This window comes from Fusibacter sp. (assembly GCF_057447755.1).
Window position 1 is genome coordinate 1 of sequence record NZ_JBVBZF010000020.1, and the last position, 23997, is coordinate 23997.

25 protein-coding genes, 1 riboswitch and 1 other annotated feature are annotated in these 23997 nt (G+C 40.2%); of the genes, 9 read left to right on the forward strand and 16 right to left on the reverse strand.

Annotated elements, in window-relative coordinates:
* From AC220I_RS05880 to AC220I_RS05905, 6 genes are all read right to left on the reverse strand, one after another.
* Positions 1 to 287: ABC transporter permease (locus tag AC220I_RS05880; protein WP_486722896.1), on the reverse strand; the 287-nt coding region annotated here is incomplete at its 3' end.
* Positions 284 to 982: an ABC transporter ATP-binding protein gene (locus AC220I_RS05885; protein ID WP_486722919.1), complete on the reverse strand. Its 699-nt coding sequence runs from the start codon at positions 980 to 982 to the stop codon at positions 284 to 286. The genes AC220I_RS05885 and AC220I_RS05880, both read right to left, overlap by 4 nt.
* Complete coding sequence (locus AC220I_RS05890) at positions 979 to 2217, reverse strand: efflux RND transporter periplasmic adaptor subunit (RefSeq protein ID WP_486722897.1); 1239 nt, start codon at positions 2215 to 2217, stop codon at positions 979 to 981. The genes AC220I_RS05885 and AC220I_RS05890 overlap by 4 nt, the downstream gene beginning before the upstream one ends.
* Before the next feature lie 165 nt (positions 2218 to 2382).
* Positions 2383 to 2646 (reverse strand): metal-sensitive transcriptional regulator, encoded by a 264-nt coding sequence (locus AC220I_RS05895; protein WP_486722898.1) that lies wholly within the window; start codon positions 2644 to 2646, stop codon positions 2383 to 2385.
* A gap of 62 nt (positions 2647 to 2708) precedes the next feature.
* Positions 2709 to 5195, reverse strand: coding sequence for an FAD-dependent oxidoreductase (locus AC220I_RS05900; RefSeq protein ID WP_486722899.1), 2487 nt, complete (start codon positions 5193 to 5195; stop codon positions 2709 to 2711).
* A 232-nt stretch (positions 5196 to 5427) separates the two neighbouring features.
* Complete coding sequence (locus AC220I_RS05905; RefSeq protein WP_486722900.1) at positions 5428 to 5661, reverse strand: glutaredoxin family protein; 234 nt, start codon at positions 5659 to 5661, stop codon at positions 5428 to 5430.
* Positions 5662 to 6392: 731 nt separating this feature from the next.
* On the opposite strand from AC220I_RS05905, the gene AC220I_RS05910 reads away from it, so the two are divergent.
* Together AC220I_RS05910 and AC220I_RS05915 are read left to right on the forward strand one after the other, a co-directional pair.
* On the forward strand, positions 6393 to 6941 hold the full coding sequence (locus AC220I_RS05910) for a Holliday junction resolvase RecU (protein WP_486722901.1): 549 nt from the start codon (positions 6393 to 6395) through the stop codon (positions 6939 to 6941).
* Complete coding sequence (locus tag AC220I_RS05915; RefSeq protein WP_486722902.1) at positions 6928 to 7833, forward strand: PhzF family phenazine biosynthesis protein; 906 nt, start codon at positions 6928 to 6930, stop codon at positions 7831 to 7833. The genes AC220I_RS05910 and AC220I_RS05915 overlap by 14 nt, the downstream gene beginning before the upstream one ends.
* Here AC220I_RS05915 and AC220I_RS05920 read toward each other — a convergent pair.
* Positions 7814 to 8347, reverse strand: coding sequence for a GNAT family N-acetyltransferase (locus AC220I_RS05920; protein ID WP_486722903.1), 534 nt, complete (start codon positions 8345 to 8347; stop codon positions 7814 to 7816). The genes AC220I_RS05915 and AC220I_RS05920 overlap by 20 nt on opposite strands.
* 96 nt (positions 8348 to 8443) lie before the next feature.
* A riboswitch (TPP riboswitch) is annotated at positions 8444 to 8553 on the forward strand.
* A gap of 87 nt (positions 8554 to 8640) precedes the next feature.
* Here AC220I_RS05920 and thiC point away from each other — a divergent pair.
* The 6 genes from thiC to ung all read left to right on the forward strand — a co-directional run bounded on the left by thiC (position 8641) and on the right by ung (position 13468).
* The gene (gene thiC / locus AC220I_RS05925) at positions 8641 to 9957 is read left to right on the forward strand and encodes a phosphomethylpyrimidine synthase ThiC (RefSeq protein WP_486722904.1); all 1317 of its coding nucleotides are present in this window, start codon (positions 8641 to 8643) and stop codon (positions 9955 to 9957) included.
* 46 nt (positions 9958 to 10003) lie between these two features.
* Positions 10004 to 10504: an energy coupling factor transporter S component ThiW gene (thiW, locus tag AC220I_RS05930; RefSeq protein WP_486722905.1), complete on the forward strand. Its 501-nt coding sequence runs from the start codon at positions 10004 to 10006 to the stop codon at positions 10502 to 10504.
* Positions 10491 to 11309 (forward strand): bifunctional hydroxymethylpyrimidine kinase/phosphomethylpyrimidine kinase, encoded by an 819-nt coding sequence (gene thiD, locus AC220I_RS05935; RefSeq protein ID WP_486722906.1) that lies wholly within the window; start codon positions 10491 to 10493, stop codon positions 11307 to 11309. Before thiW ends, thiD begins: the two co-directional genes overlap by 14 nt.
* A gap of 28 nt (positions 11310 to 11337) precedes the next feature.
* Positions 11338 to 12084, forward strand: a complete 747-nt coding sequence (locus AC220I_RS05940) for a hydroxyethylthiazole kinase (protein ID WP_486722907.1) — start codon at positions 11338 to 11340, stop codon at positions 12082 to 12084.
* Complete coding sequence (gene thiE, locus AC220I_RS05945; protein ID WP_486722908.1) at positions 12074 to 12676, forward strand: thiamine phosphate synthase; 603 nt, start codon at positions 12074 to 12076, stop codon at positions 12674 to 12676. The genes AC220I_RS05940 and thiE overlap by 11 nt, the downstream gene beginning before the upstream one ends.
* A gap of 120 nt (positions 12677 to 12796) precedes the next feature.
* Complete coding sequence (gene ung, locus AC220I_RS05950) at positions 12797 to 13468, forward strand: uracil-DNA glycosylase (RefSeq protein WP_486722909.1); 672 nt, start codon at positions 12797 to 12799, stop codon at positions 13466 to 13468.
* Between the two features lie 107 nt (positions 13469 to 13575).
* Here ung and AC220I_RS05955 read toward each other — a convergent pair whose 3' ends face one another.
* The 4 genes from AC220I_RS05955 to AC220I_RS05970 form a co-directional block, all read right to left on the reverse strand.
* Positions 13576 to 14334 (reverse strand): ATP-binding protein, encoded by a 759-nt coding sequence (locus tag AC220I_RS05955; protein WP_486722910.1) that lies wholly within the window; start codon positions 14332 to 14334, stop codon positions 13576 to 13578.
* A gap of 219 nt (positions 14335 to 14553) precedes the next feature.
* Positions 14554 to 15162, reverse strand: coding sequence for a serine O-acetyltransferase EpsC (epsC, locus tag AC220I_RS05960; protein WP_486722911.1), 609 nt, complete (start codon positions 15160 to 15162; stop codon positions 14554 to 14556).
* 15 nt (positions 15163 to 15177) lie between these two features.
* Positions 15178 to 16083, reverse strand: coding sequence for a cysteine synthase A (cysK, locus tag AC220I_RS05965; protein WP_486722920.1), 906 nt, complete (start codon positions 16081 to 16083; stop codon positions 15178 to 15180).
* A 120-nt stretch (positions 16084 to 16203) separates the two neighbouring features.
* Positions 16204 to 16429 (reverse strand) — a binding site (T-box leader).
* A gap of 105 nt (positions 16430 to 16534) precedes the next feature.
* A complete protein-coding gene (locus AC220I_RS05970; RefSeq protein ID WP_486722912.1) occupies positions 16535 to 18184 on the reverse strand; it encodes a two-component system sensor histidine kinase NtrB in 1650 nt (549 codons plus the stop codon).
* 125 nt (positions 18185 to 18309) lie between these two features.
* Between AC220I_RS05970 and AC220I_RS05975 the strand changes: the two genes are divergently transcribed.
* A complete protein-coding gene (locus AC220I_RS05975; RefSeq protein ID WP_486722913.1) occupies positions 18310 to 19239 on the forward strand; it encodes a selenium metabolism-associated LysR family transcriptional regulator in 930 nt (309 codons plus the stop codon).
* A gap of 178 nt (positions 19240 to 19417) precedes the next feature.
* Here AC220I_RS05975 and AC220I_RS05980 read toward each other — a convergent pair whose 3' ends face one another.
* The 5 genes from AC220I_RS05980 to nagA form a co-directional block, all read right to left on the reverse strand.
* Positions 19418 to 20575, reverse strand: a complete 1158-nt coding sequence (locus AC220I_RS05980) for an MFS transporter (protein WP_486722914.1) — start codon at positions 20573 to 20575, stop codon at positions 19418 to 19420.
* 65 nt (positions 20576 to 20640) lie between these two features.
* Positions 20641 to 22338, reverse strand: coding sequence for a phosphoenolpyruvate--protein phosphotransferase (gene ptsP, locus AC220I_RS05985; protein ID WP_486722915.1), 1698 nt, complete (start codon positions 22336 to 22338; stop codon positions 20641 to 20643).
* A 9-nt stretch (positions 22339 to 22347) separates the two neighbouring features.
* Positions 22348 to 22596 carry an HPr family phosphocarrier protein gene (locus AC220I_RS05990; RefSeq protein WP_486722916.1) on the reverse strand — a complete coding sequence of 83 codons (249 nt, stop codon included), beginning with the start codon at positions 22594 to 22596 and terminating at the stop codon, positions 22348 to 22350.
* A 14-nt stretch (positions 22597 to 22610) separates the two neighbouring features.
* Positions 22611 to 23336: a glucosamine-6-phosphate deaminase gene (nagB, locus tag AC220I_RS05995; RefSeq protein ID WP_486722917.1), complete on the reverse strand. Its 726-nt coding sequence runs from the start codon at positions 23334 to 23336 to the stop codon at positions 22611 to 22613.
* 10 nt (positions 23337 to 23346) lie between these two features.
* Positions 23347 to 23997 (reverse strand): N-acetylglucosamine-6-phosphate deacetylase (gene nagA, locus AC220I_RS06000; RefSeq protein WP_486722918.1); only part of this gene is annotated, 651 nt, incomplete at its 5' end.

Below are 23997 nucleotides of genomic sequence, written 5' to 3' on the forward strand. Positions count from 1 at the left end.
ATGCCTTCTATTTCATCGCCAAGCACACGCTTGATAGCACTTAAATCATCAACTGTCATCAAATCTCTAGAACCAATTTCCTCATCCCAATTGTGATATAGAACCAGTCTATTAACGCCAAAGCTTTCAAACTCTTTATTGATAGCAGCTTCACCACCATTTCCGATAGCAAAGACAGCGATTACAGATGCAATACCGATAATGATGCCCAGCATGGTCAGCATGGATCTCATTTTGTTGACACGAATGGCATTAAGGGCAATTCTAACACTTTCTAAAAAATTCATTCTCTTGCCCCTTTCTGTGCATGTCTAATGTCATCTATGATTCGACCATCCTTGAAGGTCACAACTCTTTTGGCCTGGGCTGCAATTTCAACCTCATGTGTAACGAGTATGATGGTGGCACCTTCATCGTTTAAGGCTCTAAACACTGCCATGATCTCGTCTGTTGAATGTGAATCCAAGTTTCCCGTGGGTTCATCCGCAAGAATTATGGCGGGATTGTTTACCAAGGCTCTGGCAATGGCAACTCTTTGTTTTTGCCCACCTGACAGCTCATTTGGTTTATGGTCCATTCGGTCACCAAGGCCCACTCTCTCAAGCGCTTTTTCCGCCTTTACCAATCTTTCCTTGCGGGGTTGCTTGGCATAGATCATAGGAAGTTCAACATTATGAAGTGCCGAGGTTCTTGGAATGAGGTTAAAGGATTGAAAGACAAATCCAATTTTAAGGTTTCTAATTTCCGCTAGCTTTTCCGGATGCATTGTTTCTGTTTGAACACCATCCAGCGTGTATTGTCCAGAGGTTGGCTTGTCTAGGCAACCAATAATGTTCATGAGTGTTGATTTCCCTGAACCGGAAGCACCAACAATAGCAACAAAGTCACCCTTTTCAACAAATAAATCTACCTCGCTAAGTGCCTTTACCTGTATAGAACCTGTGTCATAAACCTTGCTCAAGTTCTTAATTGTTATCATTATTTACCCTCTCCTAACTCAATGACAGTTACACCCTCTTCAATATCCACTGAAGGATTAAGTATAACCCGATCATCAGCACTGATTTCACTTGATTTTACTTCAACTGAAAGCTCGCCCTGAACGCCCATTTCTACTTGAACCCTTTGTACCTTATCATCAACTACCTTGAGTACATAAAGCGACTTATCTATATTGAGCAGTGCTTCATAAGGCACAACTGTCGTTTCGTCAGCTGTTGCAAAAACAATTTCAAGATCCGCAGTGAAGTTTGGTTTAAAATCAGTTTTGTCATCAAAATCCACTTTTACCAAGACACTTTTTTCAGTGGATTGCCCAGCTTGTCTCACTTCAGCAGAGCTTCCAACAAAGGTAATTTTTCCAGTATACTCTTTGTCACCAACACCATAACCCGTGATGGTTACTGGCATACCCACCTTAATTTTATTAATGTCGTATTCTCCAATATAGGTTGAGATTTCAAGTTGATCAACAGTCTCAATAACAGCGATTGGTACACTCCCAGTGGCCATATCAAATTTTTTGATCTCCACTTGTGTCACCGTCCCTGCCATCGGCGCTTTTATACTGGCTTTGTCCTTTAAAATAAGTAAATCATCATATGCATTTTTAGCATTTTCAGCGGTTAATCCCAAGACCTTGATATTGCCATTTTTACTGGTCTTAGAGTTCACAGCTTCCATATAAGTATCATAAGCCATATCAAAATTTTGCTTTGAAAGGTCTAAGTCTTTTTGACTAATGGCCCCAGAGGCAAACATTACTTTTGAGTCCTCATAGTTGTTACCGGCATTTTCATAGGCGGTCTTGGCGCTATTAACCGCGGCATCAACACTTGTACCATTTAATGCATTTTCGTAATTGATTTGAGCAATCTGCCATTGCACCTTGGCATCTCTTATTTTCTGATCAAGTTCTTCTGTATCCATCTCTACTAATACTTGGTCCTTGGTCACCCTTTCTCCTACCTCAACGAGAACCTCTTTGACAAGGCCTGATAATTCCGAATACACCTTGGCACTTTCTTTAGCTTCAACAGTACCCTTAGTGGTAATCGTCGAAGAAAGATCTGCCATTTCAACAGTTGTTGTGTTTACATATATCGACTCTTTTCCTGACTCATTTGTTTGTGCCTTGGATTTTAGCACTGCTACAGCCACGATTGCTACGATTACCAAGACACCAAGAATCACAAGTAACTTTTTCTTGCCTTTCATTATTATGCTCCTTCCAGATTTATGCACGATCGCATTATAGTTGTTCATATTAATTTTATATTAATTTAAATAAAATTCCATAAATACAAGATTAAAAAAGCATTAAAAAAACTTGTCAAGTGAACAATTCACCTGACAAGCTCTTACAACTCTTAAAATACTATTTTATTTTGAATAGTTAAACATCAATTTGATTAACTCTTCCATTTTTTCTTTATCCATTGTTTCATCTTCTAAAAAGCAATGTGATGCATGTTCTTCCATAACAGCTAATCCCACTTTGTGAATTGACTGTTTGATAGCTGCTATTTGGATTAAGACTTCATCACAACCTTTATCATTTTCAATCATATTTTCAATCCCTTGAATATGACCCTTAATCGTTTTCAATCGATTGATGATTTTTTTCTTAGATTCTGGTGTTGACATCGTTATCCTCCATCTCATTATTCATAAAGGTAATTATAACAGATTCTATCACTTTGTCAAAATTAGATGAACAAACTCATGTTTGAATCTTCAGCTGCTCCCAACATAGAAGCCACGCCACCGAATTCAACGCCATCGATAAGCTCTTCAGCTGTGATCCCCATAAGGTCCATACTCATGTTACAAGCCACCATTCTCACGCCGTTTTCTTGAGCCATTTTGAGCATATCTTCAATTGAATCTACGTTGTGTTTTTTCATGACCATACGGATCATGCCTGAGCCCATACCCATCATGTGCATCTTAGAAAGTTTAAGCTTGGTTGTCCCTCTTGGCATCATTGCACTGAACATCTTGCTCACGATGTCTTTTTTAACATTAACTTTCTCTGTTTTTCTTAGGATATTGAGGCCCCAGAAAGTGAAGAACAAGGTTACTTTTTTGCCCATTGCCGCAGCACCATTTGCAATAATCATGGTTGCGATCGCTTTGTCAAGGTCACCACTGAAGACAACCATGGTCTTATCATCTTTCACAACTTCGTTAAGGGTGTGGACTGCCACTTTCTTTTTGCCTTTTCTAAGTTTCGCATAGAAGGCTTTATCCTCTTTGCCTGAATCAAGGAGGGTATTACCTGTTTTTTCACACCAAACACCGATATCACTCATAAAACCGGGGTCAGTTGCCTTAACTTCTAAGATATCACCTGTATTCATAAGTTCGATTGCTTTGTGAACTTGCATGATAGGGCCAGGACATTGTAGACCACATGCATTGAGTTTAATGGTTTGAGCATTCGCCTCTGAGATTTCTCCTAAATCTTCAACATCACCTGATTCAGAAATATGAACATCATCATTCATTGCCATACCGCCGCATCTTGAAGCGTCATCTTGACAGAAAACAACAGAATAAGTGGTGTAGCCACCCATAAGGTTATAGACTTTATCAAAGCCGTGCTGCTCTAAAATTCTTGCGGCAACATATCCTCTAATGCCCACTGCACAGTAAACCACAATTTTCTTATTTTTATCAAGTTCTACCAAACGCTCTCTAAGATCATCTACTGGAATGTTGATAGAATTTTGGATATAGCCCATTTCTCTTTCAAGCTCTGAACGGACATCTAAGATCACGACATCTGATCCAGCAGTTTCAAATTCATGCCATTGGAAAGGTTTAGTTGTCCCCTTTAAGATGTTTTCGCCCACATAACCCGCCATATTTACTGGGTCTTTAGCTGACGAATATGGTGGCGCATAAGCAAGCTCAAGCTCTGCTAAATCGTATACCGTACCACCAAATCTAATGGCAGTTGCAATAACGTCTACTCTCTTCTCAACACCATCGTAGCCGATGTTTTGTGCACCTAAAACCTTACCATCCATGCCAAAGATCAGTTTTAATGTCATTGGAATTGCACCTGGGTAATAGCCCGCATGTGAGTTAGGATGAATGATTGTCGTGTAGTAATCTTTACCATATACTTTACCATCACGTTTTAAGCTCTTCTCATTAACACCTGTGGCAGCCACAGTGAGATCAAATACTTTAGCAACAGATGTCCCTTGTGTTCCTTTATAGGATACATTTTTCCCTGCAATATTATCCGCACAAATCCTACCTTGTTTGTTGGCTGGTCCTGCTAGTGGAATCATCGTTTTTTGACCACCGATAAAGTCAACAACTTCGACTGCGTCACCAATTGCATAGATGTTAGGATCAGATGTCAGGAGATTATCGTTAACCACGATACCACCACGGCCATTAATTTCAAGACCTGCTGCTTTAGCAAGTTCGCTTTGTGGTCTTACGCCGATGGATAACATAACGATATCTGCTTCAACGATTTTACCGCTTTGAAGTTTAACCTTAGTGAGTCCGTTGTGATATTCAAAGGATTGAACACCATCACCAAGATAAAGATTAACCTTCTTTTGCTTCATATGCTTATGCACAATTTGTGCCATTTCAAAATCAACTGGTGCCATAACCTGGTCAGCCATTTCCACAACAGATACTTCCATACCGCGGTCATGTAAGTTCTCAGCCATTTCTAGACCGATGAAACCACCACCGATAACAACTGCTTTTTGAGGTTTTGTATGATCCACATAAGATTTAATTCTATCCACATCTGGAATATTCCAAAGTGTAAAAATGTTTGGTGAATCAATACCTGGAATTGGTGGTTTAAGAGGTGTAGATCCTGGTGAAAGTACTAAGACATCATATGATTCTTCGTATTTTCTATTGTTAGCGATATCGTTTACTTGAATCGTTTTCTTTTCCTTGTCGATGGAAAGCACTTCATTTTGAACTCTGACATCGATGTTAAAACGCGCTTTCATCGCTTCTGGTGTTTGAACCAATAATGCACTTCTCTCTTCAATTGCCCCACCGATATAATATGGTAGACCACAGTTTGCGAACGAAATGTATTCGCCTCTTTCGAACATAATGATTTCTGCGTTTTCATCCATTCTTCTCATTCTCGCTGCAGTACTCGCGCCACCTGCAACGCCACCGACGATTAAAATCTTTTTCATGTAATTACCTCCATTAGATTATTAAACTTATGCTTACCTCATCCTACTTTGACACATATATTTGAATTTATATTTTATTGAAATTAGATATGAATTTGAGTTTTACAAAAAGTTTGTGATAAATATAACAAATTTGGGCGAAAATTAAATTTTTACTTGTCACTGCCCCTATCCGGTGCTAGGGGGGTGAGTTTGTAAAAATAAAGAGCCCTTAAGGGCTCTTGCAAGACGCTTAAAGTTCTAACAATTCATCTAATTTTGCCTTGTTGAAACCTTGAATTACTTCATCTTCAACATAGATTACAGGTACACCCATGAAGCCTTTTGACATTAATTCTTTTCTTGCTTCAATATCATTTGATACATTTCTTTCTTCGTATGCAACACCTTTTTCAGTTAAATATTCTTTTGCCATTGTACAATAGCCACAAGTATTGCTTGAAAATACAACTACTTTTTTACTCATATTTCTTACCTCCAAATCTTATTTAACACTTAGAGCCATATCTAAGTGCTCTGATATAAAAGCCTCGTGTCAGTATAAAGTTTGAATATTCGACATCAAAGCCTCCGAATTTTTCAATAAAATCCTGACTTACAAGAAATTTTATACCCTCAATGATTTCAATATAATCATTTTCGTATTGTTCAGCCTGAACAATTTCAAAGACTGGACCACCTCATCCTATGCCTCTGATCATAATGCGAAATCCCACATTCTCTTTTTTTAGGGTTTCACCTTTTAATTTTTTTATTGCGTTCTCTGTGACTGTGATTTTCATCATAGCCTCCATTCATTCCCCCTGGTAGGGGGTGTTATACCTTTATGATACCTTTCTCCCTTTTACTTGTCAACCTAAAATATGTATCTTTTTTGTAAACGGATTATACACAAGTTTTCCACAGGTTTGCACCTTATTCTTAAAGCGTCTAATTAGTGCGATTTGTTCGACTATTTTTATTAATGTTAACTTCTTGTAAATTTTTAGCGAACATTCCTTAACAAATGTCCGTTTTTTATTCACAAGTTACCAGTATTTTCTTAAATAAACACTAATTTAAGGTGAGTTTTAAAAATATAAAGTTCGGTTATACACATTATCCACAATTTTATCCACAGGTCTTATCCATTTATTCACAAGTTGATTTTTACCACACCTAAAGGTATGATAGGAGTAATAGTATTAGGAGGTCAATATGTGGCGAAACCGAGGACATCGCGGCGATGCGCTTGAAGATTTGCTAAGCATGACACATCAGTATTATCATCAGCTCAAGCTTTGTCGTATTGACAAAATCAGCACGCCTATAAAAGTAGTTGCAATTGATGATAGCGGCATCATTACCAAAGCCTTTTTCGAAAAGAAATCCACCGTGGACTTTCTTGGCATCATCCAAGGTGTCTGTGTGGCGTTTGATACCAAAGAAACCAATCTTAAAAGTTTGCCACTTGGCAACATCCACAGCCACCAAATTGAATATATGGCTGATATCGAAGCACAGGGAGGCCTTGCCTTCATCATTGTGCACTTTAAATGGAATGACCAATTCTTCCTAGTGCCTTACGATATGATCAAACAGTTTGTGGATTCTGGCAAGCGACGTTCTATTCCTTATAAAGCAATGCTTGAAAGATTTGAAATCAAACGGGAGCGCAGTGGTTCTATTTTAAATTATCTACCCACGCTCAATGAATATGTAAAATACAAAGCTGAATCAGGGGGAAAAAAAGATGAAAGCCTATAAAGTAAACAGTTTTACACACCATGGCAAGGGCGGAAATCCTGCTGGTGTTGTCCTACTAGAAAAGCCAATGGCACCAGCGGACATGCAGAGTATCGCCACCCAACTCGGTTATTCTGAAACCGCTTTTGTCTTAAAATCTGACGGTATAAAAGAAGACTTCCAACTTGCCTTCTTCACGCCAACAGAAGAAGTACCCTTATGTGGACATGCAACCATCGCCTCTTTTCACGTTCTAAATACACTTCACATGTTACCGAGTACCTATTTGGTTCAAAAAACAAAAGCGGGACATTTGAAAATCGAGGTTGAAGAAGGGTCTTCCATGATTTATATGGAACAAACCGTACCAAAAGGAGAATCACTATCCGAACTTTCTAAAGAGACACTCTCTACCATATTTGCCCTTTCGCCAGAGGACATGGTTTGTTATTATGATGCCTATTCACACCAGATTCAATTGCCTATTGAAATCTGGGATACTGGTCTTAGAGATATTCTATTGCCCATAAAAAATAGAGCACTTTTAAATGCTCTAACCATTGACTTTGAAAAACTATCAGCGCTTTCGGCATCTGAAAATGTCGTTGGTGTTCATGCCTTTACCTGTGAAAACGATCAGATTTATGCGCGTAATTTTGCACCCCTTTATGGCATTGATGAAGAATCAGCAACAGGGACATCGAATGGGGCACTCACTGGTTATTTATACCACCATATTAAACTCAACGGCTTTGCAAAAATGAAATCCTTAGAGCTTAAAGTGCTTCAAGGTGAAAGTATGGGCCTTACAAGTGAAATTCACACGCGTTGCGATGTTCACGAGAGCACAATACCTGAAATTTGGGTTGGTGGCTATGCAAAGATCGAGACCACTATAGATGTTGAGGTGTAAGTCTAAACTCATACATGGGTTCAAAGGTTTTGGTGTCGTCAAAATATACCAAGCCTAGATACTGAAAACCCAATTTGTCCAAAATTCTAATCGACCGTATGTTGCCTTCTTCCACACCGGCAATAATGCGGTCGCTTTTTATGAAATCATGTGCATAATTTAGGCAGGCTTCAGCTGCTTCAGTCGCATATCCTTGTCCCCATGCCTTCGGCATAAAATGAAATACCAATTCTATTGACCGTTCATGCTCATGAACTTGATGAAACTCATTAAAGCCACATGCACCAATAATTTCATTGGTGTCTTTTAGCATGACTGCCCAGTGCTGATAGCCGTTTCTCATTTGATGATCGATACCCTTTTTGATGGTTTCAAGAACACCTTCTCTGTCGAGTGGTTTGTCAAGACCAATGTGCTTGACAACCTCCTTATTTCCCCAAATTGCCATACCAAATTCAACGTCTTCAAGGGTCCACGTTCTCAATATCAACCGCTCTGTTTCTGTGATTATCATAAGTCACCTCATATAAAATCATGTCTTTAAATAATTTTATCACGCTTTAGGATTGATTTATACTTAAGAATGTGTTTTAATGTTGATATTAAATGAATATTTAGCTAGGAGTGCTGCTTAATGGGCAGCTGAGAAAAAGGACCTATCCTTTTATCCTTGTACCTGATCCAGATAATACTGGCGTAGGAAAGCTCACGAATCTCTTATTAATTACAGGAGAAATACAAGCATTGACTACGGTCAATGCTTTTTTTTCGTTTAAACCACTAACTTAGGTAAAATCAGGAGGCAATATGAAACAAAGAGCTTACAGCACACAAATGGATGCGGCAAAAAAGGGCATTATCACACCAGAAATGACTGCCGTTGCAGCATATGAACAAGTACCGGTTGAAAAACTCATGGCACAAATCGCTAAAGGCAGAATTGTTATCCCCGCGAACATCAATCACACTTCACTTAAGCCGGTTGGTGTGGGGGAAGGCCTTAAGACAAAGATCAATGTCAATTTGGGTATTTCAAAAGATTCAAATGATTATGATGTTGAAATATCAAAGGCTAAAAAAGCAATTGAGCTTGGTGTTGAGGGTATTATGGACCTCAGTAACTTCGGAAAAACAAGAGCGTTCAGAACAGATTTAATTGGATTTTCATCTGCCATGATTGGTACCGTCCCTGTTTATGATGCTTTAGGTTTCTATGACAAGGAGTTAAAAGACATTGAAGCACATGAATTTCTAGAAGTGGTTGAACAACACGGCAAGGATGGTGTTGATTTTGTGACCATTCATGCAGGTATTAATCAATATACAGCGAGAACCTTCATCAACAATCCGAGACTCATGAATATTGTGTCAAGAGGTGGTTCTTTAATGTTTGCATGGATGAGACTCAATAACAGGGAGAACCCCTTCTTTGAATACTTTGATGACTTACTCGATATCTGTGCAAAATACGACATGACCTTAAGTCTTGGGGATGCCATGAGACCAGGTGGTCTTGCTGATGCCACCGATGCCAGTCAAATTCAAGAGCTTTTAATTCTCGGAGAGCTCACTAAAAGAGCTTGGGCTAAAAATGTACAAGTCATGATCGAAGGTCCTGGTCATATGGCCATAGATGAGATTGAAGCCAATGTCATTCTTGAGAAAAAATTATGTCATGGTGCACCATTCTACGTGTTAGGGCCATTGGTCACTGATGTCGCTCCAGGATACGACCACATAACAGGGGCTATCGGAGGGGCTATTGCGGCGAGCAAGGGCGCAGACTTCCTATGTTATGTCACACCAGCTGAACATTTGAGATTACCGACACTTGAAGATATGGTCGAGGGGATCATGGCCTCAAAAATCGCCGCACATGCAGGCGATATCGGTAAAAAGGTCAACAATGCCAAAGCCTGGGACAACGAAATGTCATATGCAAGACAGCAACTTGACTGGGCTAAAATGTTTGAACTTGCGCTTGATCCTGAAAAGGCACGTCGGTATCGTGAAGGTACTAATCCTGAAGATGAAAAAACATGTACAATGTGCGGTAAAATGTGTGCGGTTAGAACCCTAAATAAGGTCTTAAACGGCGAAGATCTAAACATCTTAAGAGCATAAACCGCATTCTGATTTAAAAATCTTGATTCCTACAAGGAGAATTAATATGAAGTCAACTCAAAAACTATCCTATTCAGGGCTACTCATTGCACTTGGTGTGGTAACAGGTTCACTCTTCTATATTCCAGTTGGTGCTGCTAAGGCTTTTCCAATCCAACATTTAATCAATGTTATTTCGGCAGTATTACTCGGCCCTGCATGGGCAGTTGGCAATGCCTTTTGTATCTCACTTCTCAGAAACATCATGGGGACAGGAAGCTTGTTGGCGTTTCCAGGAAGCATGATTGGCGCTTTACTCGCTGGCTTGCTCTATCAAAAGACAAAGAAAACACTTTTTGCACTTGTGGGTGAAGTCTTTGGAACCGGTATCATAGGTGCCTTGGTCTCATATCCAATTGCCAAATATTTAATCGGCATTGACAAGGGTACTTTTTTCTTCATCACCCCCTTTATGTTAAGCACACTTGCCGGTAGCATCATTGCTTACATTATGTTGAAAGCACTCTCATATACAAGCTTATTAAAGGCACCCCATGAAAACGCCTAAGTTATTAATCATAGCAGGTTCAGACCCCACATCAGGTGCTGGAATACAGTCAGATTGTCTTACGGCCTTTTCACTTGGTGTCTATCCCATGACCATTGTCACTTCTATCACCAGTCAAAACGATTTGGGTGTCATTGATCGGTACGATCTGCCCAGTCAAGTCATCGCCTCTCAGCTAGAGGGGCTTTTGTCTCGCTTTGACTTCGATGCGGTTAAGATTGGCATGCTGGGCTCACAAGACACAGTTTTAAATGTTGCGGCTATTTTGAGAAAGTACAAGTACAAGCTTCCCTTTATCCTTCTTGATCCAGTACTTAAAGCCTCAAACGCCTTTTCTCTGAGCGAAGAAACCCTTTGTGATGTCATGAGGCAAGAACTTATTCCCCTGGTCTCTCTTTTAACGCCAAATCGAGACGAGCTCGAAGCCCTTTTCAAAGTTGATTCCAAACTGGAAGAAGAAGTTCATAATGCCATGGATTATTTCAACATCGTATCCAGTCAATTGCATATGCATACGGATTGCGCCATTCTATTAAAGGGTGGCCACTTCACTGGAGATGCCATTGACTTACTGATCAAATCACCAAATGAGCCTCCAATTGCTTTTAGGGCTCAGCGCATCACCGCGCCTTTCTCTCATGGTACAGGCTGCACACTTTCAACTGCCATTTGCGCATATGTCCTGAACCACTATAGCCTTGAAGACGCTGTGAGCAATGCGAAAGCCTATTTGCTTGCAGGCCTTTCCAATCCCGTAGATTTAGGCAATCAATACGGTGCCATCAACAAATGGACCACCTCTTAATATCGTTTACATCTTATGGAGGCAATAAATGATACCGTCAAAAAAAATGATTCATGTCATAACAAATGATGTGACAAAACAATTTGTTGCAGATGCCATAGCCGCCTATAAAGCAACACCCATCATGTCAGAGACATGTGAAGAGTTCAAAATTATATATCCCAAACTGGACGCAGCCGTTATCAATCTGGGAATGGTCAACATAGCCAAGCAAAAGGTGATTCACAAGGCATGTTATGAGGCAAACCTGCACAAACTCCCCCTGGTAATTGACCTCGTCGGCATTCACTTTAGCGATCATCGCAAGGCATTTGCCCTTGAGCTATTGAGACAATATGCCTTCACAGTAATCAAAGGCAATTCATCAGAAATTTCTGCTTTAATTTCTGATGACCCTTGTCTTTCCTTTGATGCCATAGGCCCTATTGGTTATGATAGCATTGCTGCTGTATCAAAACACTATCCAGATGCCCTAATCGTTGCAACAGGTGCAACGGATTACGTTGCTAAAGCCGGTCGGGTAAATGAGGTTACCGGCGGTTCTATCCTTATGCCCTGTGTCTCAGGCACAGGTTGTGTTCTCTCCGGCCTCATGGGCGCATGTCTTGGTGCACTCACTGATGAGGCACACTCATATGATGCAATTCTCAATTTATGTAAGACATACAAGCTGGCTTCCGAAAAAGCAGAAGTGTCCTCAAGAAGTAAACTCGGTCAGTTCAAAATAGATTTAATATCTGCAATTTATGAAATGGAGGCTTATCATGAAACCTAAAAAGCTCTACCTCATCACCAACGCAAAGCCCTTCCATCAACAGCTTAAAATATTAAAAAAAATAATGCCTCTTGGCATCGATTATCTTCAATATCGTCAAAAATCTTTAAACTGGGATCAAGCCCTTCAAGAAATACACCAACTTTCACTACTTTGTAATCTTTTTGAAGTGCCCTTGATCATAAACGATCGTCTTGATGTGGTTACCATAACCAAGACTCAAGGCATTCACCTTGGCGAAGATGATTTGCCAGTGAAATATGTCAAAATGGTCAGCCGTGAAAACTTAATCATTGGCGCAACAGCTAAAACCCCTGAACGCGCCTTGGCCTGTGAAAGTGCTGGTGCAAATTATTTAGGTGTAGGTGCCTTTTATCAATCCAATACCAAGTCCAATGCCAAATTGATTTCAAACGATACACTCACTGCAATACGAAAAACGGTCAAGATTCCCATCTTTGGTATCGGTGGCTTGACGCCATCAAACATCACAGAGCACATTTACAACCACGTGGATGGCTTTGCTGTATCAGATGCCATCTTATCCAGCCCTGATCCCGAGTGCATAGTGAAAGCCTTTAAATCTCTTTAAGCAAGACCCAGTAACCACCCCAGGTAAAGGCTGAAGGATTTTTCAAATAATCACTTAATATGTTATAATAAACCGTATGTTTATTCCCGATCTTTTAATGATTAATAAAGAGGTTATCCTATGAAGAAAATATTTGAAAATGACTGGCAAGAGCTCCTGTCACCAGAGTTTGAAAAAGATTACTATAAGCACCTAAAGCAATTTTTGATTCAAGAATATCAGACTAAGACCATTTATCCATCAAAGGATGACCTTTATAATGCCTTTCGTTTGACGGCTTATAAAGACGTCAAAGTTGTGATTCTCGGCCAAGACCCCTATCATGGGCCTGGACAGGCACATGGCCTTTGCTTCTCGGTTCAAAAGGGCGTAAAGACCCCGCCTTCATTGGTAAACATCTATAAAGAGCTCGCAAGAGACTTGGGCTTTCAAATCCCAAATCATGGTAATCTCACCGCTTGGGCTAAGCAAGGTGTTTTACTGCTCAACACCGTTCTGACAGTGAGAGCAGGCGAAGCAAACTCCCATCGCAAGATGGGATGGGAAACCTTCACGGACCAGGTGATTTCTCTACTAAACCTGCGTGAGGAACCTATCATTTTCATGCTTTGGGGCAATCCAGCCCAAACTAAGATTAAGTTGATTACAAACCCTCACCATTTAATATTGAAATCAACACATCCAAGTCCACTCTCAGCACATAGAGGCTTTTTAGGGTGTGGCCACTTTTCACAGGCAAATGCCTTTTTGGAAAGTCGTGGCCTTCAAGCCATTGACTGGCAAATCACCTAGGGTCTCATCGTTCATATAAAAAAGCTCTGATTCTAATGTATGATCTACATTAGGCATCAGAGCTTCTTTCTACTTTAAGGTTATATTGCGGTCAAACCTTGAGTTTTTTAGAGTACACGACCATCTGTCGAAATCGTAACTTCCTTGTAAGGTACGATACACTGTGCTTTAAGCATTGCTTGCTTAACAGCTTGTATCATCCCACCACAACATGGCACTTCCATTCTCACGACCGTTATGCTTTTAATGTCATTTTCTGCTAAAATTTGAGCAATTTTATCTGTGTTGTATTGATTATCATCCAGTTTCGGGCAGCCAATGACTGTGACTTTTCCCTTTATAAAATCTCTGTGGAAATCACCATAGGCAAATGCTGTACAATCTGCTGCTATGAGTAAATCTGCATTCTTAAAATAAGGTGCATTCGGGCTCACAAGTCTAAGTTGTACTGGCCATTGCATTAGTTCTGAACCTATTGTCATATTGATAGAAGGCTGAGCATTTTGCACTGGCTTACTTGAAACCACGCCTAGGGGTTCTATTGTCGCTGGTCTTTGAATGGCCTTAGATGCTGTACCTGGACAACCACATGCAAGCGGCTCTAAGCTTTCAGCCTTAGGGGAAGCATTTGATTTGGCTTTGATGTTCTTTCTGGAAGCGTCGAACTCATCAGTTTCTTTTTCCACCACGTGAATGGCATCCACAGGGCACTTTGGCAAACACATACCAAGACCATCACAATAAGATTCGCTCACAAGCTTTGCTTTCCCATCTATGATTTCAATTGCACCCTGCATACAAGCACCTGCACATAAACCACAACCAACACATTTTTCTTCATTTATCTCAATTACATTTCTCTTCATTATCTATTTTCCTCCTTCAATCCTTGATCTTATATCCCTATTATAGGGTGTCAAACCTCTTAAGTATGTAACATATGTTACTTTTTATAAAAAAAGCCGATGTTAAAAGTTACTTAAGTCACTTTCAACATCAGCCCTATGTTTGTTTTCAATCGAGTCATCGTCGGATTAGAAAATAATCAGTGTCACTTGGTCATGACTTCAATGGCCTTCCTAACTTTAGATGATCATATCATTGTAAATTTCATATTTGTCTGTTGCATCATATTTTTCTTGCTTGATTCTCAAAGTTTCAATCGGGATAATGGCACGATCCACGCCGCCTATAACTCTAGCAGGTATGCCCACTGCAGTGGATTCCGTTTTGGTATCCTTGAGGACAACAGAACCTGCGCCTACCTTGCTGCCAGCCGCTATATGAATTGGACCCAATATTTTAGCGCCAGCACCGATCACCACACGGTCACCAATCGTCGGATGTCTCTTACCAGTGTCTTTACCAGTCCCACCAAGTGTTGCCCCTTGATAAATGGTAACATAATCGCCGATAATTGTCGTCTCACCCACGACCACACCCATGCCATGGTCTATGAACAAGGCATGACCAATGGTTGCACCTGGATGAATTTCAATCCCTGTGAAAAATCTAGAAGTCTGAGAAATCAGTCTCGCCATGAAGAAAAATTTGTGTTTATATAAAAAGTTAGAAACCCTATACGCTGCAACTGCATGCACAGAAGGATAGAGTAAAAGCACCTCTAAATAAGATCTTGCTGCTGGATCACTGTTTAAAATATTGTCTAAATGACTCTTAATTCTTGAAAACATCCTTTACCTCTTTTCTTAAAATACGTTATTGGAAATGTATTTTTCACCACCATCCGGTGAAATCGTCAACACTTTTTTACCGCTTCCAAGTTTTGCAGCAACCTCTAAAGCTGCCACAACAGCTGCGCCTGATGAAATGCCAAGGAATAGGCCTTCTTCCTCCATGAGTCTCTTTGTCATTTTAAAGGCATCTTCACTGCTTACCTTAATGACTTCATTATAGATATTTACTTCTAAGACATCCGGCACAAAACCAGCGCCGATACCCTGAATTTTATGGGGACCCGGCTTGTCGCCTGAAAGTACTGGTGATTCCACTGGTTCCACCGCAAAGATTTCAATATTTTTGAATTTGGTCTTTAGTCGTTTGCCGACACCTGTGATCGTACCACCGGTTCCTACGGTTGAAACGAATGCATCTAAAGATTCAAAGTCATTAGTAATCTCAACACCCGTAGTTTCAAAATGGATGGCACTATTGTCATCATTCTTAAATTGTTGAGGCATATAAACACTTGCATCTTCAGCCATTAGGGTTGCTTCTTGTATCGCGCCACTCATGCCCTTTGTCCCATCTGTTAAAATCAGCTCAGCACCATATGCCTTAATGATATTGCGTCTTTCAACACTCATGGTATCTGGCATGACGATTTTAACATCATAGCCCTTCATCTTGCCAATATAAGCTAGGGCAATTCCCGTATTACCACTGGTTGGTTCTACAATTGTCATGCCCGGCTTCAAATCACCTCTACGCTCAGCGCCTTCAATCATGCCTAGTGCTGGTCTAACCTTAACACTGCCTGTTACATTCATACCTTCAAGCTTAATATAAACATCTGCCATTTCTGGTGTTACGACTTTTTCAAGTTTTACAACTGGTGTATTGCCTACTAGTTCTCTTACATTCGATTTAATCATGGTTTTCATATCCTTTCTCATAGATATTCAGTTTAAAGTGTGACACTGCTTTCTGAGACGTAATCTATCTTCACAGCTTTAATCTTTTTAATATAAAAAGACTCCGCCTCTTATATTTCTATAAGAGACGAAGTCTATACTCCGCGGTTCCACTCTAATTGGCTAATAGCCCACCTTCAAGCACTTAATGCTCTATCTCTGTAACGGGAGATCCCGATGTAGCCTACTCTTAGTTCGGTACATTGCTCCGAAGGGCACTTCAATCAAATTCCCCTGAAAATCTTCCACCATTGATTTTCTCTCTGTGAGTTTCCTTTGATCTACTTTCCTTCTTCAACACATTTAAACTGAATTTTCAATTCCAACTAATTTAGTCGGTTATTATTTGTTGTTATTAGTTTACCGTCATAAGAAAGATCTGTCAACCCTCTTTTTATGAATAATTTGTAAATCATCTAAAGAGAGATTCAATCTTTCGGTTTAAAAGCCTTGTTTCAATTGGTTTTTCAAGCAACTCAAGATTGGTATACAAATTTTTAAGCCTAAAATCCTCTTCGGTAAAGTAACCGCTTATACCAATCACTTTTATTTCCGGATACTTCTTAAAGGTCGTTCTGAGGAATGCTTGAAAATCTTCATGTACATTTCGATCGGTTATGAGTAAAAAGATATCCTCTAAGTTTAGGTCCTCAAGTCGGTTTGCCAATTTGACGCTCACATAGCCGTTTTCAATTAAGACCGCTTCTAGGAGCTCGCAGACAATCTCATCATCGTCCAGCACGGCAATCTTGTGAGACTTTTCAAACTCCCCTTGCTTGACAAGTGGCAAGGCCACTGTAAACTTGGTCCCTTTATTGGGATGACTCTCTACCTTGATGCCCCCATTGTGTTTGGTAATGGTTCCGTATACCGCTGAAAGCCCCATACCGTGGCCTTCACCAAAGGGCTTGGTTGTATAAAAGGGTTCAAACCACTTTGAAATTTCATTTTCTGCAACCCCTTTACCAGAGTCCTCAATTTCAACGATGCAGTAGGCACCGCTACTGATCTCCTGATAAAAATTGATACGATCGTCATCGTTAAGCGTTTTTTCATATAGGGCAATATTAATTGTGCCTTCAAGTTCTATCGCTTCATAAGCATTTTTTATAATGTTCAAAAAAGCACTTTCAATAAAGGCTTCATCGCCTAATGCAAAGCAATTAGGGGCATCCGATATTTTTTTAATCTGAACCGTTTTCTTATCCATATCATGAAAGGATGCCAACACGTGATCGATAACATTTTGAATGTTAATCAACTTTTCAAAGTGAATATTCTGATTTGAAAAAGTCAAAAGTTTATGAACCAGTTCAGAGGCTACACCAGTTTGATGCAAAATCTTCTCAACATGTACCTTGGACTTGCCCTCTGATGTTGCAAGTAAAAGACTTGCATGGCCTGCAATACCCATGAGCTGGTTGTTAAAGTCATGGGCAATTCCACCCGCTAATTGGCCGATTGCATTCATCTTATCTGATTGAAGGACTTTCTTTTCCAAGTGTCTATAGTCTGTCACATCATTTACGACAATAATTCTTATATTCAAATCACTAAAACCTTCGATCTCGATCTTGGCAACCTGGTAGATCCTCTCTGTCTGGTTAGCATCAATATATACCCCTTCATAGACAGGAAATTTATCCTCTGCTTTAAGTGTTTTGACATGTTCAAAATCCTCAAATTTAAAAATTTCATTTGAACATTTGCCAAAGGCCTCATCCTTTGAAATCTGTGTGTTGTCCGCAAGCCATTGGTTCCAATAAGTAATTTCCCCAGTGTCAATTTCCTCAGTCAGCAAGCCAAATGGCAACTCATCAAAGACCATTAGGAGCTGGGTATTTTGTGTTTTTAAAAAGGCCATAATCTTTTCGCGCTTAGCGCTTTCATACCTGATATTAAAGACCAATCCAATCACAACCAAGAGGTTTACAATATGGACGATATCTCTGAACAATTCTTTTCCCGTCAACACGAAGCTCAAGTAAAATATCGCACCTATTGCCAAACCTAAAAAAATGATTCCCCAAACCATACTTGTATTCTTTTTTAACCCCTTCATTGTATCACCCCTTGGAAATAGTATACGCTTAAAAAACTTAACTGCCAATGTCCATTTTTAGTCATAATCGATGGCTATCTAAAAAATTATATGTATGGTAAAATATCTTAAAGGGGTGATTTTCAATGGATTTCAGGCAATTAGAAGCTTTTGTAAACGTTGCAAAATACAAGAATTTTTCAAAAGCAGCCAAGGCACTTTATTTATCGCAGCCAACCATCAGCTTGCATATATCTAACCTAGAGAAGGAACTAAATCTGTCTCTTTTTGATCGAACCTCAAAGGAAGTTAACTTAACCCCACAGGGCTCGGAATTTTTAAACTATGCACTTGATATGATTAATATGAAGAATAAAGCACTACACCAGCTTACCGCTTCAGATATTAAGATTACAGGTTCTCTACATATATCCACCAGCTCTACACCAAATATTGTATTACTACCAAAAGCCATCAGTGATTTTCAGGCGATTCACCCTGAAGTGAGCTTTATCGTCGAAGAAAAGAGTTCTAACGCCATTATTGAGGATGTTTGCTCACTCACTGCGGACCTTGGTATCGTTGGTATGAAAGTTGATAACGAACGCTTTATTTGCATGCCCTTGTTTGAGGACGATCTCGTGTTCATATGTGCCAGCAATGCCGACATTTCAGATGTCATGAGTTTTTCAGACCTTACAAAACACAATCTGATATCCCGATCAGAACAGTCAGGCACCCGCATTGACCTTCAAAGGCATTTTGTAGAGCAGGGTTATGATATCTCCTTGCTTGAAACCGTGGTTGAAACAGATGATTTAAATCTCATTTTATCATTGGTGGCCAAGGGGATCGGTTTCTCTTATGTCTCTCAGACAGTTTTTGAAGCCTATAGTCGCTATCTACCGATTAAAGCCTTCAAGATCAAGGGCATACAAATCAATCGCGGCATCCACCTATTGATCAACAAAAGACGCACCCTATCCCATGCCGCAGAGGATTTCAAACAACTTTTACTCTCCTATTACAAGAAGGATTGTAAAAGCCTAAATGCTTCCGTGGTCAGTTTTGACTAAGGGTGACCCATATATGTCGACCTGTATTTCATATGTGGTTGACGCTTCAATAATAGGAGATTAAAAAGAACCAGATCATGGCCTTTCCTATTTCGCCATAGATGATTCTTGTTCAATAAAAAAGGCGCTTTCGCAACTCTAAGAAACGAGATGAGCGATAGCGCCTTTATCTATTTTATTAGTCTTGTATTGCCTTAGAAAGCATGCCCTTAAATAAAATCACAAGGATTAATGGCAGCACCGCCACAAAACCATATGAGCCATAGAGGGTTGGATATCCCATTTTATCAGCGAGAAAGCCCCCCAAAAGCGTAAAGGTAAAGGTTGCAATCCCACTGGATACTGCAGAATAAATAGATATTGCAGAGGTGGACAGAGATCTTGGCGTAATGTTTGAGATGAGTTCTATAAACAAGGGGATAAAGGTACCAACGATGATGCCTCTTAAAACACTTGAAATAACAAACACACCCCAAACGCTTCCGAAACTCAAGATTGCCATTCTCAAAATCGAAACGGCATTCATCATCAACATCAAAGGTACAATGCCAAAGGATCTGATGAGTCTCTTGGAGTAAAAGATAAAGGGCACCTCAACACAAACAGCGATAAAGGTCAAAATACCGATTTTTGAAACGGGAATACCATGCCACCTGAAGTAAAGCCCCAAGTACTGTTCACCTCCGAAAAAAGTACCTGAAAAGAGAAAGCTATAAATCAGGACAAAGACAAACTCCTTTTGCTTAAGCAGGCCCTTCAAATCTCTAAGGTAATGCGTTCTCACCATATCAAGCTTGTATTCCTTAATCTGAGCAAGTAGAAAAATACTCACAATAAAGCCTGTTGCCGCTATATAAAAGATGGATTTAAGTCCAATATAAAAAACAACTTGTGCCACAGCAATGGAACCTATGGCATAGCCTATAGAACCCCAAACTCTTATGCTCCCATAAGAGCCTTGCTGGGTTCTATTCACGTAGGCGATTGCCATGGCATCCGTCATCGGGCCTTGGGCACATAAGAAGACCGTATAGAGGCAATAAATCACGACAATGGCCATTTTGCTGACAAAGAAAGTCATCAAGAGCGCTAAGAGGGTATTAACGCCCATGATTGTGGTTAAAAGTCTTTTTTTGTGGTCGGTACTGTCACCCAAGGCACCCCAAATGGGTTGAAAAATCAAGGTAATAATCGGCAGAAAGGACATGAGGGTCCCAATTTCAGCCAGCTTAAAGCCTGCTTCTTCACTCAAATAGATTGCCACGAGTGTATAAACTGCTGACCATGCAGCAAATAATATGAAATAGAATATATAATATTTTTTATTTTCGTTCACCAAGTGCTCCTTGAAGGTCATATTTTCGACAACAGTATAACATAACCCTTAAGTGAATACTATCTTTAGTGTGTGAAAGTTTTTCTCAGGTAAGCCTCAACTTCTTCCGATGTTGCAAAACCAAGTACGGTTTCTAAAACTTCCTTCAAATAGTCTAGACTATAAAGGCTTGCAATCTGTCTTGATTTTAAAATTTGACCAGGACTCATACTAAATTCGTGTAAGCCCATAGCAATAAGAATTGGGAAAATCAGTGGATTACCCGCTACTGAGCCACACATGCCTACCCAAATACCGCCTGCATTGCCGTTCTTGATGGTCGTATGGACAAGGCGTAATACTGCTGGGTGATAGGGTGTGTAAAGGGCTTTGATATTCTCGTTCATACGGTCAACAGCAGTGGTATATTGAATTAAATCGTTAGTGCCAATGCTGAAGAAATCAACCTCTTTGGCCAAAATATCCGAAATCACAGCTGCTGCAGGAATTTCGATCATGATACCCACTTCTACCTTAGGATCATAGGCAATACCCTCTTGATCAAGTTCTGCCTTAACCTCTTCCAGAAGCTTTTTAGAAGCTCTGATTTCAGCAAGGGATGAAATCATCGGAAACATGATTTTGAGATTACCGTAAACACTAGCACGCATAAGGGCTCTAAGCTGAACCTTAAACAAATCCGTCTCCACAAGGCAATATCGGATTGCTCTGTAGCCTAAGAAGGGGTTTAACTCCTCCGGTATATTAAGGTATGGAATGTGCTTGTCCCCACCTGCATCCATGGTTCTGATCACAACAGGTCTAGTGCCCATGCCTTCGAGAACCGCTTTGTAGGCCATAAATTGCTCTGCTTCATTTGGGGCTTCTGTGCGATTCATATAAATAAATTCGCTTCTAAACAAACCAACCCCTTCAGCTCCATTTTCAAGTGCTGGTGCCACATCATCTGGTGAAGCTATGTTTGCACCGATTTCGATGTGATGGCCGTCCTTTGTCTTTGAAGGCTCATCCCTATAGATTAACAGTGCCTTTTGCTTGGCGCCGTATTCTGCTTTTTTAAGTTCATATTGATGTAGTGTCTCTTTATCTGGATTGATGTAAACATCCCCTGTGAACCCATCAATAATAACTGTATCGCCATCCTTTACAGCATTTTCAATGCCACTAACGCCCATAATTGCAGGAATACCCAGGGTTCTAGCTATGATGGCACTATGCGATGTGCTACCGCCAATAGCGGTTATAAATCCCTCTACTTGCTTTTTATCAATTTTAGCCGTATCCGATGGCGTCAAATCCTTAGCGACGACGATTAGGCCTTGTCCTTCAAAGCCGGTGTCCGATATATTTAAGAGTTTCTTTAATATACGGCGACCGATATCCTTGATGTCCAGTGCGCGCTCTCTAAAATATTCGTTGTCAAGACCTTCGAACATCGCAACAAATTGATCAATTGCCATTTGGGTTGCATAAGTTGCAACAAGGTGGTCCTTTTCAATAGCGTCGCAAATTACCTTCTTGAGCTCAGGATCCTGGAGCATGGCAATATGGGCCTTGAAAATCTCACCATGTTCCTTGCCCAGGGTCTCCACTTTTTGTTCATATTCATTTTCAAGGTCCTTCTCAGCGGACTTGAATGCGTTTTCAAGCTTGCTAAGTTCAAGTTTTACATCCTCTATTGTCTCCTTTTTAGGGATACTTAGTTCCTTTTTTATGACAACTTTACCGATGCCATAGCCATCAGATGCACCTATTCCTCTCATATTTAACACCTATCCTTCTATAATTTTTCCTAATAAACGCTCAAATTCATCCTGATCCTTAAGGGGCCTGAGATACTTAACCGATATAAGGTCACCTTGTTTTGTCCCAAGCTGCATCAGGGCAATGATACTGTCTCCAGCAACACTTATACCACCTACGGTAAATGCCACTTGTGCGTCATAACGCGTAACCAGATTGATGATCTCAGTTGCCACTCGGGCATGGATGCCAAATTTGTCCTTGATTTTATAAGTCATAATATGCCAATTTCCTATAAGAGCTTTGCTGCCGCTTCATCACAGATTACCGTTACATTTGGGTGAAGCTGTAAGACAGACGCTGGCAACTCAGGTATGATTTTACCGTAAATCATTTTATAAACCGCTTCGGCTTTTTCAGCACCCGAAGCGAGAAGTACAATTTTCTTTGCGTGCATGATGGTTTTGACCCCCATGCTAATGGCTTTTTTAGGTACATCCTCAATTGAACCAAAGAATCTTGAATTGTCTTCAATTGTTTTCTCATCCAACATAACCACATGAGTTCTCGCCTCAAACTTAAGGTCTGGTTCATTGAAACCAATATGGCCGTTACGACCAATCCCTAAAATTTGAAGGTCCAAACCACCAGCTTTGGCAATGCGTTCTTCATATTCTAGACACTCCTTCTCTATATCCTTAGCCAGGCCATTTGGCATGTTGATGTTGTTAAGGGCGATGTTCACATGATTAAAAAGATTTTGTTGCATATAATGGATATAGCTTTGGTCACTTTCTTTACCTAGACCGATGTATTCATCAAGATTAAAACTTGTTACCTTCTCAAAATCCACGATACCAGTCTGATACATTTTGACGATCTCAGCATACATGCCTTCTGGTGTGGAACCCGTTGCAAGCCCTAAATTGCTGTCTGGCTTTAGGATCACTTGACTTGCCACAAATTGTGCTGCTTTAAAACTGAGCTCTCTATAACCTTTTACTCTAATAATTTCCATATTGCGCCTCCTATAAGCCATCAACGAATGTTTTTATGATATGGCAATTTTCATCCAAAATATTAATATCTGCCGTCTTTCCAACGCTTAAACTGCCATACTGTGAATCTAACCCTATAACTTTCGCTGGATTCAAGGTCGCCAAATTAAAGACCTCATGAAGTGGCAGCTTTGTATGCTTCATAAAATTATAAACCGCTCGATCCATGGTCAAGACACTGCCTGCTAAAGTACCATCCTCTAGCCTGCACGCACCCTCTTTGACGATCACGTTTTGTCCTCCAAGGTCATACTGCCCGTCTTCAAGACCACCTGCCCGCATACTGTCAGTAATCAAAACCAGTTTGTCCTTATCAAGGCATCTGCTAAGCCCCTTGAACAAGCCCTTATGAACGTGAATTTCATCTGCGATGAGTTCAGCCGTAAAAGACTCGCTGAGCATGGCACCGATGACACCTGGTTCTCTGTGATGCAGGGGTGGCATTGCATTGAAACAGTGGGTGATATGGGTAACGCCATTTTCATATGCCGTCATAGCAGTTTCAAAATTACTGTTGGTATGTCCTATGCTGAGTTTCACCGACGGATGGGCTTTCATCTTCTCAATAAATTTGAAATCTGCATCGTTTTCAGGGGCAATGGTGATGATTTTAATAATGTC

What these genes read in the sequence shown, in the direction of transcription:
- AC220I_RS05890 (WP_486722897.1), bottom strand. Translation starts at nt 2,217, where the DNA reads ATGAAAGGCAAGAAAAAGTTACTTGTGATTCTTGGTGTCTTGGTAATC.
- AC220I_RS05895 (WP_486722898.1), bottom strand. Translation starts at nt 2,646, where the DNA reads ATGTCAACACCAGAATCTAAGAAAAAAATCATCAATCGATTGAAAACG.
- AC220I_RS05900 (WP_486722899.1), bottom strand. Translation starts at nt 5,195, where the DNA reads ATGAAAAAGATTTTAATCGTCGGTGGCGTTGCAGGTGGCGCGAGTACT.
- AC220I_RS05905 (WP_486722900.1), bottom strand. Translation starts at nt 5,661, where the DNA reads ATGAGTAAAAAAGTAGTTGTATTTTCAAGCAATACTTGTGGCTATTGT.
- AC220I_RS05910 (WP_486722901.1), top strand. Translation starts at nt 6,393, where the DNA reads ATGTGGCGAAACCGAGGACATCGCGGCGATGCGCTTGAAGATTTGCTA.
- AC220I_RS05915 (WP_486722902.1), top strand. Translation starts at nt 6,928, where the DNA reads ATGAAAGCCTATAAAGTAAACAGTTTTACACACCATGGCAAGGGCGGA.
- AC220I_RS05920 (WP_486722903.1), bottom strand. Translation starts at nt 8,347, where the DNA reads ATGATAATCACAGAAACAGAGCGGTTGATATTGAGAACGTGGACCCTT.
- thiC (WP_486722904.1), top strand. Translation starts at nt 8,641, where the DNA reads ATGAAACAAAGAGCTTACAGCACACAAATGGATGCGGCAAAAAAGGGC.
- thiW (WP_486722905.1), top strand. Translation starts at nt 10,004, where the DNA reads ATGAAGTCAACTCAAAAACTATCCTATTCAGGGCTACTCATTGCACTT.
- thiD (WP_486722906.1), top strand. Translation starts at nt 10,491, where the DNA reads ATGAAAACGCCTAAGTTATTAATCATAGCAGGTTCAGACCCCACATCA.
- AC220I_RS05940 (WP_486722907.1), top strand. Translation starts at nt 11,338, where the DNA reads ATGATACCGTCAAAAAAAATGATTCATGTCATAACAAATGATGTGACA.
- thiE (WP_486722908.1), top strand. Translation starts at nt 12,074, where the DNA reads ATGAAACCTAAAAAGCTCTACCTCATCACCAACGCAAAGCCCTTCCAT.
- ung (WP_486722909.1), top strand. Translation starts at nt 12,797, where the DNA reads ATGAAGAAAATATTTGAAAATGACTGGCAAGAGCTCCTGTCACCAGAG.
- AC220I_RS05955 (WP_486722910.1), bottom strand. Translation starts at nt 14,334, where the DNA reads ATGAAGAGAAATGTAATTGAGATAAATGAAGAAAAATGTGTTGGTTGT.
- epsC (WP_486722911.1), bottom strand. Translation starts at nt 15,162, where the DNA reads ATGTTTTCAAGAATTAAGAGTCATTTAGACAATATTTTAAACAGTGAT.
- cysK (WP_486722920.1), bottom strand. Translation starts at nt 16,083, where the DNA reads ATGATTAAATCGAATGTAAGAGAACTAGTAGGCAATACACCAGTTGTA.
- AC220I_RS05970 (WP_486722912.1), bottom strand. Translation starts at nt 18,184, where the DNA reads ATGAAGGGGTTAAAAAAGAATACAAGTATGGTTTGGGGAATCATTTTT.
- AC220I_RS05975 (WP_486722913.1), top strand. Translation starts at nt 18,310, where the DNA reads ATGGATTTCAGGCAATTAGAAGCTTTTGTAAACGTTGCAAAATACAAG.
- ptsP (WP_486722915.1), bottom strand. Translation starts at nt 22,338, where the DNA reads ATGAGAGGAATAGGTGCATCTGATGGCTATGGCATCGGTAAAGTTGTC.
- AC220I_RS05990 (WP_486722916.1), bottom strand. Translation starts at nt 22,596, where the DNA reads ATGACTTATAAAATCAAGGACAAATTTGGCATCCATGCCCGAGTGGCA.
- nagB (WP_486722917.1), bottom strand. Translation starts at nt 23,336, where the DNA reads ATGGAAATTATTAGAGTAAAAGGTTATAGAGAGCTCAGTTTTAAAGCA.